The sequence below is a fragment of the Micromonospora rhizosphaerae genome, assembly GCF_900091465.1.
Classification (GTDB): Bacteria; Actinomycetota; Actinomycetes; order Mycobacteriales; family Micromonosporaceae; genus Micromonospora; species Micromonospora rhizosphaerae.
In genome coordinates, this window is sequence record NZ_FMHV01000002.1 from 4,860,607 (window position 1) to 4,874,284 (window position 13,678).

The 13,678-nt window shown below is 71.3% G+C and carries 13 protein-coding genes; 8 read left to right on the forward strand and 5 right to left on the reverse strand.

The window, feature by feature from the left end; all coding sequences use genetic code 11:
* Positions 1-273 precede the first annotated feature (273 nt).
* Positions 274-3,498 carry an ATP-binding protein gene (locus GA0070624_RS22835; protein ID WP_091344383.1) on the forward strand — a complete coding sequence of 1,075 codons (3,225 nt, stop codon included), beginning with the start codon at positions 274-276 and terminating at the stop codon, positions 3,496-3,498.
* Here the strand turns inward: GA0070624_RS22835 and GA0070624_RS22840 are convergent.
* Genes GA0070624_RS22840 through GA0070624_RS22855 form a run of 4 tightly spaced genes read right to left on the reverse strand, consistent with a single transcriptional unit; the run spans position 3,453 to position 7,652 of the window.
* Complete coding sequence (locus GA0070624_RS22840; protein WP_218105261.1) at positions 3,453-4,244, reverse strand: ABC transporter permease; 792 nt, start codon at positions 4,242-4,244, stop codon at positions 3,453-3,455. The two genes, GA0070624_RS22835 and GA0070624_RS22840, sit on opposite strands and share 46 nt — an antisense overlap.
* On the reverse strand, positions 4,241-5,200 hold the full coding sequence (locus GA0070624_RS22845) for an ATP-binding cassette domain-containing protein (RefSeq protein WP_091344386.1): 960 nt from the start codon (positions 5,198-5,200) through the stop codon (positions 4,241-4,243). Before GA0070624_RS22845 ends, GA0070624_RS22840 begins: the two co-directional genes overlap by 4 nt.
* 47 nt (positions 5,201-5,247) lie before the next feature.
* Positions 5,248-6,288 carry a cytochrome d ubiquinol oxidase subunit II gene (locus GA0070624_RS22850; protein ID WP_091344389.1) on the reverse strand — a complete coding sequence of 347 codons (1,041 nt, stop codon included), beginning with the start codon at positions 6,286-6,288 and terminating at the stop codon, positions 5,248-5,250.
* Positions 6,285-7,652, reverse strand: a complete 1,368-nt coding sequence (locus tag GA0070624_RS22855) for a cytochrome ubiquinol oxidase subunit I (protein ID WP_245718937.1) — start codon at positions 7,650-7,652, stop codon at positions 6,285-6,287. The genes GA0070624_RS22850 and GA0070624_RS22855 overlap by 4 nt, the downstream gene beginning before the upstream one ends.
* Before the next feature lie 132 nt (positions 7,653-7,784).
* On the opposite strand from GA0070624_RS22855, the gene GA0070624_RS22860 reads away from it, so the two are divergent.
* From GA0070624_RS22860 to GA0070624_RS22895, 7 genes are all read left to right on the forward strand, one after another.
* A complete protein-coding gene (locus tag GA0070624_RS22860; protein ID WP_141715135.1) occupies positions 7,785-8,687 on the forward strand; it encodes a hypothetical protein in 903 nt (300 codons plus the stop codon).
* Positions 8,666-9,172: a hypothetical protein gene (locus GA0070624_RS22865; RefSeq protein ID WP_091344395.1), complete on the forward strand. Its 507-nt coding sequence runs from the start codon at positions 8,666-8,668 to the stop codon at positions 9,170-9,172. The genes GA0070624_RS22860 and GA0070624_RS22865 overlap by 22 nt, the downstream gene beginning before the upstream one ends.
* 288 nt (positions 9,173-9,460) lie before the next feature.
* On the forward strand, positions 9,461-9,850 hold the full coding sequence (locus GA0070624_RS22875) for a DUF2267 domain-containing protein (protein WP_091344403.1): 390 nt from the start codon (positions 9,461-9,463) through the stop codon (positions 9,848-9,850).
* 83 nt (positions 9,851-9,933) lie between these two features.
* On the forward strand, positions 9,934-10,425 hold the full coding sequence (locus GA0070624_RS22880; protein WP_091344406.1) for a DUF2267 domain-containing protein: 492 nt from the start codon (positions 9,934-9,936) through the stop codon (positions 10,423-10,425).
* A complete protein-coding gene (locus GA0070624_RS34945; protein WP_176731826.1) occupies positions 10,422-10,817 on the forward strand; it encodes a DUF2267 domain-containing protein in 396 nt (131 codons plus the stop codon). Before GA0070624_RS22880 ends, GA0070624_RS34945 begins: the two co-directional genes overlap by 4 nt.
* A 31-nt stretch (positions 10,818-10,848) precedes the next feature.
* Positions 10,849-11,433 carry a type 1 glutamine amidotransferase domain-containing protein gene (locus tag GA0070624_RS22890; RefSeq protein WP_091344412.1) on the forward strand — a complete coding sequence of 195 codons (585 nt, stop codon included), beginning with the start codon at positions 10,849-10,851 and terminating at the stop codon, positions 11,431-11,433.
* A 90-nt stretch (positions 11,434-11,523) separates the two neighbouring features.
* Complete coding sequence (locus tag GA0070624_RS22895) at positions 11,524-12,141, forward strand: TMEM175 family protein (RefSeq protein ID WP_091344415.1); 618 nt, start codon at positions 11,524-11,526, stop codon at positions 12,139-12,141.
* A gap of 54 nt (positions 12,142-12,195) precedes the next feature.
* On the opposite strand, the gene GA0070624_RS22900 is transcribed toward GA0070624_RS22895, so the two are convergent.
* Entirely contained in the window at positions 12,196-13,650 is a 1,455-nt protein-coding gene (locus tag GA0070624_RS22900) for a pyridoxal phosphate-dependent decarboxylase family protein (RefSeq protein ID WP_091344418.1), read from the reverse strand.
* Between the last annotated feature and the right edge of the window lie 28 nt (positions 13,651-13,678).

Sequence of the window (13,678 nt, forward strand, 5' to 3'; positions counted from 1 at the left end):
TCTGCTACGCGCCGACCGGCAATTTTGACGCCGCCTTAACGGCACGCCGGGCAGCCATCTCTCGGCCTCATTCCAGCTGTCCCGCGGGCTGCCGTGAAAAACGCGTGAAAATTGCGCGGGGGTCGAGGCCTATTCAGTCGCATGGGCGATGCCGCCAGCCTGGTCGCGGCCGGCTCCGCACCCTCGGCGCCGGCGGCGGACGCCCGGCGCAGCGCCCCCGCACCGCCCGCATCGGCTGGTCGATGACTGGCTCAAGCGGCCTAACCTGATCAGGTGGCCCCCGAACTGTCCCTGCTGACCAGAGTGGCCTGGCGCGATCAGGAGATCACCGGGCCCCAGTTGCGCGGGCTCCTCGCACTGCTAGCCGACCACCTGGTCAGCGGGTGCGGCACGACCAGGCTCATCGACGCCCTGTGGCCGGACCGCCAGCCACAACACCCGTCGAAGGCCCTGCAGATCCTCGTCTCCCGCGCTCGTGCGGATCTCGGCGCCCACCTGATCGAGAAGACGGCCAGCGGCTACCGCCTGAACCTGACCGAGGAGCAGGTCGACGCCACGGCCGTACGGGTGCATGCCGACGCGGCCGAGCGGCACGCCCGTGCCGGCGAGGACCTGGCCGCGCTGGCCGAGGCCGAGGCCGGACTCGCCCTGTGGGCGGCACCGCCCACCGACGGGACGTTCGCCGACGATCCGCTGGCGGTGCTGCGGGCGGCGCGCGTGCCGATCTACCGGTCGCTCGAGCGCTCCCGGGCGCTGGCCCTGTCCCGGCTCGGTCGACACGCCGAAGCCCGCCCCGCGCTCGACACGCTCGCCGCACGCCGCCCCGAGGACGAGGAGATCCTGGCCGCGCTGCTGCGCTCGGAGGCCGCGACCACCGGCACGCCGGCGGCCCTGCGCCGCTACGAGGATTTCCGCCGCCGGCTGCGCGACGACCTTGGCAGCGATCCCGGCCCGACGCTGCGGCAGATTCACCGAGAGCTGATCGGCGGCGAGGCTCACGTCACCCGACACAACGTGCCCCACGAGCCCAACATGCTGCTCGGCCGCGACGACGACATCGCGGCGGTGACCGCGCTGCTGCGCACCGCGCGGGTCACGTCGATCGTCGGACCGGGCGGCCTCGGCAAGACCCGTCTCGCGTACGCGGTCGCCCGGCGGGCCGAGCAACCCGTCGTGTACGTGGTCCCGCTCGCCGGCGTCACCGCCGACCATGAAGTGGCGGCCGAGGTGGCGTCCGCCCTCGGGGTCGGCGAGTCCCGCCAGCCCCCCGTCGGCCCACGCACCGTCGCCCCGGGCGCGGTCTCCGCGATCGCGGCCGCCCTCGGTCCCGGTCCCGGGCTGCTGGTGCTGGACAACTGCGAACAGGTCGTCCAGGGTGTCGCCGACCTGGTGAACGCGCTCGTCTCGATGACCCGCGACCTGCGGGTGCTCACCACCAGCCGGACCCCACTGGGGCTGTCGTCCGAGTCGGTTCACCCGCTGCCCGAGCTGGCCCTCCCGGCGGCGGTCGAACTGTTCACCCAACGGGCGCGCGCCGCCCGACCCGGCGCCGCTCTGCCCGCCGACGCGGTGGCGGACCTGTGCCGGCACCTCGACGGGCTGCCGCTGGCGGTTGAGCTGGCCGCGGCCCGGGTGCGGGTCATGACGGTCCCCGAGATCACCCGCCGGCTGGACGACCGGTTCGCCCTGCTCCGCGGGGGCGCCAGGGACGCGCCGCAGCGCCACCACACCCTGCACGCCGTGGTCGACTGGAGCTGGGCCCTCCTCCGGCCCAGCGGGCAGGCCGCCATGCGCGCGCTGTCGATCTTCCCCGGTGGATTCGACGCTGCCGCCGCCCGGCGGTTGCTCGGACACGACGACGTGCTGACCGTGCTTGAGCACCTGGTCGACCAGTCGCTGCTGAAGGTCGAGGACACCCCGGCCGGGGTGCGGTTCCGGATGCTGGAGACCGTCCGCGAGTTCGCCGCAGCCCGCCGGGACGAGGCCGACGAGACCGAGCAGGTGATCAGCGACTTCCTCGGCTGGGCGCGGGACTTCGGCGTGAGCCACCACGAGTCGCTGCTCGGGGCCGCCGCCTTCACCGCGGCCGAGCTGATCCGTACCGAGCAGGACAACCTGGTGCTGGCGCTCCGGTACGGGCTGGCCCGCTGCGACGGCGGGACGGTCGCCGCGACCTCGGCGGTCCTCGCCGGCCTGTGGACCCTGGACGCCAACTACCCGCGGATGCTGACCCTCACCGATGAGACGGCCCCGGTCCTCTCCCACTTTCGGCCTGAACCGCCGTTTCTGGAGGTCACCCGCACGACCTCGGTCCTGGCCGTGGCGCACACCTTCATGATGCTCGGGCCGCGCGCGACCCGCGCGCTGGTCACGCTGCGCCGGCTGCCTCCGCCGCCACCGGGCACCCTGATCGGCGCCCTGGCCACGGTCCTGTGCGCGGTGCCGGAGATGGCCGTCGATCCCGCTGCCCTGCTCCGGTTCTGCGACCATCCCGAGCCGCTGGTGGCCGGAGTCGGGAACTGCCTGGCCAGCTACGTGTTCGAGCAGTCGGGCCAGCCCGAGCACGCCCTGGCCGCCGCCCGGCGGATGCTCGGCGCGCTCGCCGACCGGCCCGTCCCCTGGATCCGCGTCCTCGCCCACTCCCGGGTCGGTGAGCTGTGCATGCAGGCCGAACTCGGCGAGGAGGCGCGCGGCAACCTCACCGCCGCCCTGAACCTGCTGACCGAGTCCGGGCCCTGGCTCGACGTGCTCCAGATCCGGTGGGCGCTGGTGCTGGTCAACCTGCAACTCGGCGCGGTGGACGAGGCGGAGCGCTGGCTGGCGCTCGCCACGTACGATCGCGCGGACGACGCGTACCGGATGCGGTCCTTTGAGACCGGGGTCCGCGCGGAGGTGGCGCTGGCCCGCGGTGACGTCGAGGCGGGCCTGCGCCTGTGGCGGGCCGCCGTGGATCAGCTGGCGACCCCGCTGGATCCGCTGGTGTGGGCGCAGCCGGACGGTGATCCGCCATGGATCCTGGAGGTACGGGCCGCCGCCGTCGTCGCCCACGCCCGGCGCGGCGGGCTGGACGCCGTCGAAAAGTTGGTCGACGACCTGTCGGGGAAGCTTGCCGCGCTGCTCGCCCGTCCCCTCGACAATCCGCCGGCGTTCCTGGCGCAGTTGCCGATCTGCGGTGCCATGCTGCTGGCACTGGCGATGGTGGACCTCGAGCGGGGGGATCGCACCGGCGACGAGCAGTTGCTGGCCTCCGGCGCACGCCTGATCGCGTTGGCGGAGCGCTTCGGCTGTCTCCGCAACTTCCAGCCCAGCATGTCGTCCGCCGCGGCGCGGCGGGCGGCCGAGCAGGCCGACCGGGCGGCGTACGACGAGGCGTCCGCGTCGTACGCCGCCCTCGGTCACGACGACCTGCGGGCGGCCGCCCTCACCGCGCTGCGCGCCCGGCCCTCGGCCGGTCAGCGCGACGGGTCCCGGTCGTACAGTCTCCGGGCCCACAGGTAGCCCGCCACGGCGATGCCCACGCACCACCCGACCGCCTGGGCCGCGCTGCTGCCCGTCGACGTGGCGAAGAGCAGGCCGCGCAGAGTCTCGATGATCGGGGTGAAGGGCTGGTACTCGGCGAACCAGCGCAGGCCCACCGGCATCGACTCGGTCGGCACGAACCCGCTGCCGAGGAAGGGCAGCAGCATCAGCGGCATCGGCAGGTTGCTGGCGCTCTCCACGCTCCTGGTCACCATGCCCAGCGCCACCGACAGCCAGGTGATGGCGAAGGAGACCAGCACGAGCAACCCGACGGCCGCCAGCCACCCGGCCGGACCGGCGGAGGGCCGGAACCCGACCAGCAGGGCCACCGCGACAACGACCGCGACGCCGGTCATCGTCTGCAGGACGGCACCGACGACGTGCCCGGTCAGCACCGCCGACCGGGCGATCGACATGGTGCGGAAGCGGGCGACGATGCCCTCGGTCATGTCCATGGCCACCGAGATCGCCGTGCCCTGGGCCGCCCCGGCGATCGCGAGCAGCAGGATGCCGGGGGTGACGTAGTTGACGTACTCGGAGCGGCCACCGGAGACCCGCCCGAGGCCGTTGCCCAGGGTGCCGCCGAAGACATAGACGAACAACAGGAGGAAGATCACCGGTATCCCGATGACCGCCACGGTCAATGCCGGATAGCGCAGCGCGTGCCGCAGGTTGCGGCGCAGCATGGTCGCCGAATCGCCGAGGGTGTGGGCCAGAGTGGTCACTTCGCGCCAACTTTCTCGTCGGTGGGGCGGCCGGTCAGCGCCAGGAAGACGTCGTCGAGATCGGGGGTGTGCAGGGACAGCGCGTCGACCTCGATCGACGCGCCGTCGAGCCGGTCGAGCAGGGCCTTCACCGAGCGGACGCTGCCGTCACTCGGCACCTGCAGCGTGAGGGCCTCGTTGTCACGCGCCGCCGTCGGCAGCGCGCGGGCCGCCGCGTCGAAACCAACCGGGTCGCCGAACCGCAACCGGACATGACCACCCGGGATGCGTCGCTTCAGCTCGTCCGGGGTTCCCTCGGCAACCAGCCGTCCCTGGTCGAGCAGCGCGATCCGCCCGGCGAGGTGATCGGCCTCCTCCAGATACTGGGTGGTCAGGAAGATGGTCACGCCACCCGCCACCAGTTCCTTGATGATCTGCCACATCATCCGCCGGCTGCGCGGGTCCAGACCGGTCGTCGGTTCGTCGAGGAAGATCAGCCGCGGCCGGCCCACGAGCGTCATCGCCAGGTCCAGCCGTCGCCGCATCCCGCCCGAATAGGTGGACACGGGTTTCCCGGCCGCCTCCGCCAGGTCAAACCGCTCCAGCAGGTCGGCCACGATCCGACGTCCCTCGACGCGGCCCAGGTGCCGCAGGTCCGCCATCAACCGGAGGTTCTCCGCGCCGGTGAGCAGGTTGTCCACGGCGGAGAACTGCCCGGTGACGCCGATGGCGGCCCGCACCCGGTCCGGCTCGCTCGTCAGGTCGTGGCCAAGGATCCGGACGTCGCCGCCGTCCGCCCGGATCAACGTCGAGAGGATCTGGACCATCGTGGTCTTGCCCGCGCCGTTCGGGCCGAGCAGGGAGAAGACCGAGGCCTCCGGTACGTGCAGGTCGATGCCGTCGAGCACGACATGATCGCCGTACGACTTGCGCAGGCCGGTCACGGCGATCGCCGGCCCTGGAATGGTCGTCGTCATGCCCGTAGCGTGCCGGCGGCGGGGATCACCGCGGTTTCACCACGGTTTCAGCGCTGAAGGTGATCAGGAGTTGCCCCGGTCGGTCGACCACGCGGGGGTTCGGCCCGCTGGAAGATGCCGAAGAGCCAGAGCAGCGACGGCACGAGCAGCAGCGCTCCGATGACCAGGACCACCAGCACGGTGGCGAGGACGGTGGGGTCCCCGGCCGCGTGCGCGACGTCGAGGCCGGGACTAAGCAGGACGGGGTACTGTGCCGCGCCCCACGCCCACAGGACGGCGGCGACGGCGAGGGCGGCGGTGACCCGGACCAACCGGTACCGGCCGGCGGCGATCAGGACCAGGGAGCCGATGCCGGCGGCGAGGGACAGCAGCACCAGGGGCAGCGCGCGCCCGCCCAGATCGGCGAAGAGGTCCGGTGCGTCGACGGCCACCACGGCGAGACCGGCGAGGGCGCCGGCACCGACGAGCACACCGGTGACCAGGGCCCGACGACGGAACTGGGCGACCAGCTCGGGAGCTCCGGCCCGCCGGGCGTCGTGGAGCAGGTACACCGCGGCCAGATAGGCGCAGACGCCGATGGCGAGCAGGCCGCTGTAGATGGAGGTGGGGTTGAGCCAGCTGCCCCAGATGTCGCCTTGGGCGATGCCGGGAGGTACGCGCCCGGAGGCGAGCGCACCGACGATCGCACCGAGGAAGAACGGGGTGGCGAGCGAGGAGAGCGCGAACGTCGCACCGTAGAGCCGCTGTTGGGCCAACGTATGGCTGGCCTTGCGGAAGGCGAATGCGGCTCCCCGGCCGATGATGCCGAACGCGGCCAGGGTGAGCGGGATGTAGAGGGTGGAGGCGAAGGCCGCGAACGCCGGCGGGAAGGCGGTCCAGAACAGTGTGATCACCAGGATCAGCCAGACGTGGTTGGCCTCCCAGACCGGGGCGATGGAGTGTTCGATCAGCTTCCGCCGACCGGCACCGCGACGGGTGCCGCCGGACAGCAGGTCCCAGATGCCGGCACCGAAGTCGGCCCCGGCGAACAGGGTGTACAGGGTCAGTCCGAGCAGGAGGACCCCGAGCAGGATGTCGGCGATGGTCACGGCCCGGTTTCCGCCGCCGCCGGTGCCCCCTCCTGCGGCGCCACCGGCTCCTCGCGGTGCCGGGCCATCCGACGCAGCACCAGGATGGTCGCGACCGTCAGCACCAGGTAGACGCTGGCAACGAGCACCAGACCGGCGGCCAGGCCGGGGGCGGGGTTGACGGCGGCCGAGGTACGCAGCACCCCGTACACGATCCAGGGTTGCCGGCCGACCTCGGTGACCACCCACCCGGCCTCGACCGCAAACGCTGCGGCGACTCCGCTGAGCGCCGCCGCGCGGAGGAACCAGGGCGAGCGGGGTGGGCCACGCCGGCGCCACCACGACAGCCCCCACCACGCGGCGAGCCCCACCAGCGCAGAGCCGACCGCGACCATCAACTGGAACGCCCACTTCACGATCGTCACGGGAGGCTCCTGGTCGTCCGGCACCTGGTCGAGCCCCGGCACCACGGCGTTCGCGTCCCATTTGGCCAACAGGGACAGGGCGTTGGGGATCTCCACCGCATAGCGGAGTTCGCCGTCGCGGTAGACGCCGCCGAGGGAGAGCGGGGCGCCCGCCTGGGTGCGGCCGAGCCCTTCTATCGCGGCCAGTTTGGTCGGCTGGTACTCCCCGACAAAGCGGGCGGCCCAGTCGCCGACCACGACCTGCACCGGGGCGAAGAGGGCGGCCACGGTGAACGGAATGGCGAACCCCAGCCGGTGGTACCGGTCCCGGCGACCGCGCAGCAGCGCGACGGCGTACACGCTGGCGATGCCGAAGCCGGTGACCATGAACGCCGCGATGATCATGTGTACCGTCTGCGGTGGGGTTGCCGGGTTGAACATGGCCGCCCACGGCCGTACGTTCGTCGCCCTGCCGGAGACCAGGTCGAAGCCGCGCGGCTGGTTCATCCAGGCGTTCGCGGACACCACGAAGAACGCGGACGCGACCCCGGCCACGCAGACCGGCAGGCCGGACAGCAGGTGCGCGCGCGGTGGAAGCCGGTCCCACGCGTACAGGTAGATGCCCACGAAGATGGCCTCGATGAAGAAGGCGAAGCCCTCCAGCGCGAACGGCAGCCCGATCACATCACCGAACGCCCCCATCAGGCCGGGCCAGAGCAGCCCCATCTCGAACGACAGGATCGTCCCCGAGACCGCGCCGACCGCGAACAGGACACCCATGACCGAGGCCCACCGGCGGGCCAGCCGGGTGTAGACGACGTCACCGGTACGCAGCCCCCGCCACTCGGCGAAGACCGTGACCGCTGGCATGCCGACCCCGAACGCGGCGATGACGATGTGCCAGCCGAGCGACAACGCCATCTGCAGCCGCGCCGCCATCAGGTCAGCCGGAATGGCGTCCTGCGCCAGGAAGTGCAGCAACCGATGCCTCCCATCGATTGCGCACATCATCGCAACGACATCGGACGTATGGGCAGGAATGCGAGATCTCCCGTACCCTCGGGGCCGGTGCCAGCGTGAGGCACTGCCCTGGCAGATGAGGGAGCCGCGACCATGGCAGTGCTCGACCGGTCGTCCAGCAAACCGCGATGGGCGGACGCGGCCGGCGTTCTTGCCCTCGTCGTCACCATGATTCTGACTGCCCGCCAGCTACGCCCGCTGACCGAGGCTGGTGCCTTCCTCCTGCGTACGGGCGAAACGCTGAGTGTCGTGCCGGTATGGGCCTGGCCCCGAGCAGCGGCCTGGGTCGCGATCAGCGTCGCCGTCCTCTTCCGGGCACGGACCGCCGCGGTGCTAGGCGCCTGGGCGGCCGTGCTGTACGAGATCGTCGTGGTCATGCTGCGGATCAACGGCGACCCGCGCTACGACGTGCCCTTTGACCTGCTGGTGTGGCCGTTGCTGCTGGCGATCGCGGCGGCGTTCCTGTTGACCCTGTCGGCTCGGGCTCCGCACGGCCTCGACCTGCTCGGGCGCCATGGACGTCGGCTACTCGCAGCAGCGGCCACGGTCACCACACTCACCGCGGTGGCGATTCCGATCCTGGGCGATTACCACCCGCCGCCCCCCGCGGACTCCATCGACCGTGGGTTCCACGCCAGCTTCGTCTTCCCGTCGCAGCTCGCCGACGCTGTCGCCGGCGCGACGTTCGCGGTTGTGCTGGCCCTCGCCCTGGCCGCGGTCAGCGGCGTCGACCGGGCCGTCCGCCCCCGGGTGTACGCGCTGTCGGGGGCGGGCATCGCCGGATTCGTCGCGATCCAGCTCGGCCTGCCCCAGCCATTCGGTTTGTCGATCGTGCCGGCGCCGTCGCGACCCACCCAGGCCGTGGTCCTCGTGATCGGACCGGGCCTCGTCCTCGGCGCTGGTCTGTTGTTGATTCGGTTCAGCGAGCGGCACCGCCCTACAGTCGACGGCATCGATCGACGGAAGGACCCCTCATGGACGAGCGCGACGGGATGACGTTCCGCACGTCCATCCGCCTCATGTTCATGGTCATGCTGCTGATCGGCTTCCTGGCCTGGGTCTTCGTCCAAGCCGTGTACTCACTCGTCGCCGGGCGGTTGCCGACCGACCTGATGAGCACCGCCGCGTCGGGCATCCTCTACGCTGTCGCCTTCAGCGCTCTCTCGCTCGCCCTGCACCGCCGCAACTGGCCGTCGGTCCACGTCAGCGATCCCGCGCTCGGGCTGGCCGGGAAGGGGCGAGCGGCCGAGCTCCCATGGCCGGCGATCCAGTCGGCGACGGTCCACCGTCCTGGCCCGTTCGCCATGCTCCAGGTCACCCTCCAACCCGGAGCGGTCGTGCCGTCCGCCACCACGCTTCGGCCACGCATGTGTGCTGGCCAGCCTGTCTACACAGTCAACGTCGGCCTGCTTCGGCCCGCGACGAGGGTCCTACGTACCGAGCTCGCCCGCCACCTGCCAGAGGTCGCCTCCGGACCCTGATTCCCGCTTCGAAGTGACTCGGGGCGACCACCGCCCACAGCCCGGCTCAGGGATTAGATCCCCGCCGCGTTCCTCGTCACCGCCGCGCTCAGCTTCGTGATGCTCGGCGAGGCGGTCCGCGAGGCGCTCGATCCCAAACTGCGCTGAACGAGCACATACGATGCCGGGGTCGCAAGGTCGCCCACGGTTCGCTCCAGGCCATGCCGGAACAGGAATATCAGCGCGCCACCCGTTTGTGGGCGGTAGCCGAGGGTAGCCACGCCGTGTCCGGGATCGGAGGGACGGGGCATGGCTGAGCTGCAGTTCTACGAAAAGGTGGCCGCACGGGCGGGCGTCCCGCCGGAGACGGCGCAATCCCTGACCGAGGCCACCCTGCGTACCCTCTCGGAGCGGATCAGCGGCGGCGAGGCGGCAGACCTGGCTGACCACGTGGCGCACGAGTTGCGCCCGTTCGTGGCCAAGGCACCACCGGAGGAACCGGAGGTGTTCGCGTACGACGAATTCCTGCGGCGGGTGGCGGACCGCGCGGGGGTGGACCAGGGCGTCGCGGAGCGCGGCGTGCGAGCCGTCCTGCAGACCTTGCATCGCGTGGTGGGCCACGACGAGTTCGAGGACGCCATGTCGCAGCTGCCGGCGGACATCCGGGCGCTGGCCCAGCCCGTGCCCCGCGGGGCGTGACCGCGGGGATCTCCACACGCGCCGTTTTGCCAGACACACCTCGGGTAAGCGGCGCTGATTCGCCGCGAGAGGAGGAGCAGCAGATGAACGGTTCCGAGTTCGTCGACTCGGTTGCCCGGCACTCCGGCATCCCGCAGGCGCAGGCTGACGCCCTCACCCGCGCCACCCTGCAGACGCTGGCTGAACGGCTCACCGCAGGCGAGGCGAGGGATCTTGGCGAGCAGCTGCCCAGGGAGTTACGGGATGACCTGTGTCAGGCCCAGGGAGGCGCCGAGCCGTTCGGGCTGGCGGAGTTCCTCCAGCGCGTCAGCTCACGCGCCGGTGTGGATGCGGCCCTGGCCGACAAGAGCGTGCCCGCGGTGTTCAAGACGATCTGCAAAGAGGTCACCAGCGACGAGTTCGACGACATGATGGCTCAGCTTCCGGAGGAGTTCTGGGACGTGCGCGAGCCGGCCGGGGCACGGGTCGGGGTGGAACGGCGCCCGGAGGTACCGGCACGAAGCAGAACAGCAGCCGACGCCGGTCGCGGACGCCGCGACGCCCCGGAGATGGTCCGGAAGGAGAACCCGCGGTGAACTACGCCGAGTTTCTGGAAGCGGTGGCGGAGCGGGCGGGCCTGCCACCCGCGGAGGCGGCGAACGTCATCCGAGCCACGCTCAAGACATTGGCGGAACGGGTCAGTGGAGGACAGGCTTCCGACCTGGCCGAGCAGCTTCCCGAGGAGTTCCGGGGGCACCTGTACAAGGAAGTGGATTTCGCCGAACGGCTCGATCTGCCCGAGTTCCTGCATGAGATACGGGCGCGCGCGGGAGTGGGTGATGATCAGCGGGCCGCCGAGGCTGCCCGCGCCGTGTTGACGACCGTACGCGACGCGGTGAGCGCCGAAGAAATCAAGGACCTGGAATCGGAGCTGCCGAAGGACATTCGGCAACTGCTTCATCCGGTACGCCGCGGAGTCGGGGCGTGAAGCGAGCCGTGTAGGGAGAGGAGCTCAGTCGATGCCCGTGCCGCAGACACCACTGATCGGAAAGACCGTGGCCTTCCTGGCCACCGACGGCGTCGAGGAGGTCGAGTACACCCAACCGCGCCGGGCGGCCGAGCAGGCAGGCGCACAGGTCCACCTCATCTCCATCAAGTCCGCACCGATCCAGTCCATGCAGCACGACATACATCCGTCGAACACCTACCCGGTCGACCGGACCGTCCAAGAGGCCGACCCGGCGGCGTACGACGCGTTGGTGCTGCCGGGCGGGGCGGTCAATCCGGATCGGCTCCGGCTCAACCCCGATGCGATCCGGTTCATCCGTGCATTCTTCGAGCAGCAGAAGCCGGTCGCGGCGATCTGCCACGGCCCGTGGACGCTGGTGGAGGCGGGCCTGGTCGCCGGCCGGACCCTGACCTCGTACCCGAGCCTGCGGACCGACATCACCAACGCCGGGGGCAACTGGGTGAACGAGCCGGTGCACGTCGAGAACGGGCTGGTGACCAGCCGCGGCCCGAACGACATCCCCGCCTTCTGCGACAAGATGGTCGAGGAGATCACGGAGGGTCGACATGTCGGGCGGATGATGCCGGCCCGCTGATCCGGGGCCGCGTGGCGGCGGCCGGGCCCGGCGGTAGCTGGCCGGGTTGAACCCCGGCGGCACGCGGGGGTGTTGCGGTAGAACCGTGGAGTGAGCCGAACTCGGCTGGAGGAATTCAGCGATGGGGTCTTCGCGGTCGCGATCACGCTACTCGCGCTGAACCTGGCGATGGCCGGCCCGGGTCACGGCCCGCTCCTGCATCAACTCGCGGACCACTGGCCCTCATTCGTCGCCTACCTGATCAGCTTCTTCACGATCGGGATCATCTGGGTCAACCATCACGCCCTCATCGGCAACGTCGCCGTCGTCGACCGGACCCTGGCCCTCCTCAACCTCGTCCTGCTGCTGTTCGTCGTCCTCATCCCGGTAGACACGGCGACGGTGGCCAAGTACGTCACGCTGGGCGGACAGGACGCCCGGGTGGCGGTGGTTCTGTATGCAGCTGCCTTCCTGGGGATGGGGCTCAGCTTCGGCGGGATCTTCGAATGGACCTTGCGTACGGGGCGGCTCCAGCAGCCGCTGCCGGAGCGGGCCCGTCGGGCGGCGCGGCTGCGATTCTGGACCGGGTCGATCCTGTATCTGGCCGCGATCGCCGTCGCCTTCGTCAGCCCGCCGGTGGCGCTGGCCATCATCGGCGCCGTCCCCGTTTACTACATCTTCGAACGCACCCCGGCGGGCAGCCCTCCTGCAGACGCACGGCAGCAATGAGCCGGTGCCGAGCTGGGGTCGAGCCCGGACCACGCCTCCGGAGTTGACCCCCCGTCAGCCGGTCACCGTGGGGATCAGTTTCCGGACCACGTCGACCAGCAGGTCGATGTCGGCCTCGGTGGTGCGCCAGTTGACGATCGCGGGTCGCAGTGCCACCCTGCCGCCGTAGACGGTGGTACCGGCATGGACCCGGCCGTCGTCGAGCAGGGCTGCGCCGAGGCGTCGGTTGAGGTCGTCGAGCGTCTCCTCCGGCACACCGGCGGGACGCACCCGGAAGCAGACGATGTTGAGCGGCACCTCGGCGAGGAGTTCCAGTTCGGGCGCCTCGTCGACCATCCTACGGAGACGTTGAGCAAGGTCGAGGTGGCGCTCCACCATCGCCCGGTAGCCGTCGCGGCCGTACGCGGCCAGGGTCGCCCAGATGGGCAGCGACCGGGCCCGCCGGGAGGACTCGGGGCCGAGCAGCGCGTAGTCCGGTCCGGCGGAAGCGGGCAGGGCGCTCCGCTTCCCCGGCAGGTACGCCGCTCCCGGCATGCCGAACGCGGCCGGAAGTCGCGCCGGGTCCCGGAGGAAGGCGAAGCCGCTCTCGTACGGCACGTTGAGCCACTTGTGCGCGTCGCCGGCGATCGAGTCGGCGCGCTCCATGCCATGAACCAGGTGGGCGGTACGCGGCGAGAGCGCGGCGAAGACGCCGAACGCGCCGTCGACATGCAGCCAGGCACCGTGCCGCTCGGCGACGTCGGCCAGTTCCTCCAGCGGGTCGAAGTCACCGGCGTTCACCTCCCCGGCGCTGGCGATGAGCACCGCCGGCGCGTTGAGCAGGCGCAGCCGGCTCTCCAGTGCGGGCAGGTCCACCCGGCCCACGCCGTCCCGGACGAAGACCTCGACAGCGTCCCGGCCGTGGCCGAGCAGTTGCAGCGCCTTCCGGTCGCTGGCATGCACGTATCCGCCGGACAGCACCGGCATCCGCGGTAGCCCCGCCAACCCGTCCGCTGCCACGTCGACCCCATGCTGCTCGCCCCACCAGTGGGTGGCGGCGGCCAGGCCGGTGACGTTCGCGAAGGTGGCGCTGGCGACCAGCGCACCACCGAACGCGCCCGGCAGGCCGAACAGTTCACGCAGCCAGGCCAGCGCGATGGTCTCGGTCATCGTGGCGAACTTGGACGAGGCACGGAACGCCGCATTCTGATCGAACAGGGCGGCGGCCCAGTCGGCGGCGAGCGCCGCCGGGGTCGCACCGCCGATGATGAAGTGGAAGAACCGTGGCCCCGCCGAGTGGGTCGCCGCGGCCGCGCCGATCCGCAGCAGCCGCTCCAGCACGACGACCGAACCCTCGCCCCGCTCGGGCAGGCCGCCACCGTGCGCCGGACGCCACAGCTCGTCAAGCAGCGGCAGGCTGCGGGGGTCGTGCACCGGCCGGTCGGCGAGTGACGACAGATAGGGCCCTGCCGCCTCGTACACCTGCCGCAGCGCGTCCTCGGCGTCGGCATCCCGGAACGGATCCGTCATCGCGGGTTCCTCCCTCTCGTCCGGGCAG

Excerpts from the sequence above, each read along its gene's own strand:
- GA0070624_RS22845 (WP_091344386.1), bottom strand. The coding sequence starts at position 5,200 with ATGACGACGACCATTCCAGGGCCGGCGATCGCCGTGACCGGCCTGCGC.
- GA0070624_RS22860 (WP_141715135.1), top strand. The coding sequence starts at position 7,785 with ATGGCAGTGCTCGACCGGTCGTCCAGCAAACCGCGATGGGCGGACGCG.
- GA0070624_RS22865 (WP_091344395.1), top strand. The coding sequence starts at position 8,666 with ATGGACGAGCGCGACGGGATGACGTTCCGCACGTCCATCCGCCTCATG.
- GA0070624_RS22875 (WP_091344403.1), top strand. The coding sequence starts at position 9,461 with ATGGCTGAGCTGCAGTTCTACGAAAAGGTGGCCGCACGGGCGGGCGTC.
- GA0070624_RS22880 (WP_091344406.1), top strand. The coding sequence starts at position 9,934 with ATGAACGGTTCCGAGTTCGTCGACTCGGTTGCCCGGCACTCCGGCATC.
- GA0070624_RS22890 (WP_091344412.1), top strand. The coding sequence starts at position 10,849 with ATGCCCGTGCCGCAGACACCACTGATCGGAAAGACCGTGGCCTTCCTG.
- GA0070624_RS22900 (WP_091344418.1), bottom strand. The coding sequence starts at position 13,650 with ATGACGGATCCGTTCCGGGATGCCGACGCCGAGGACGCGCTGCGGCAG.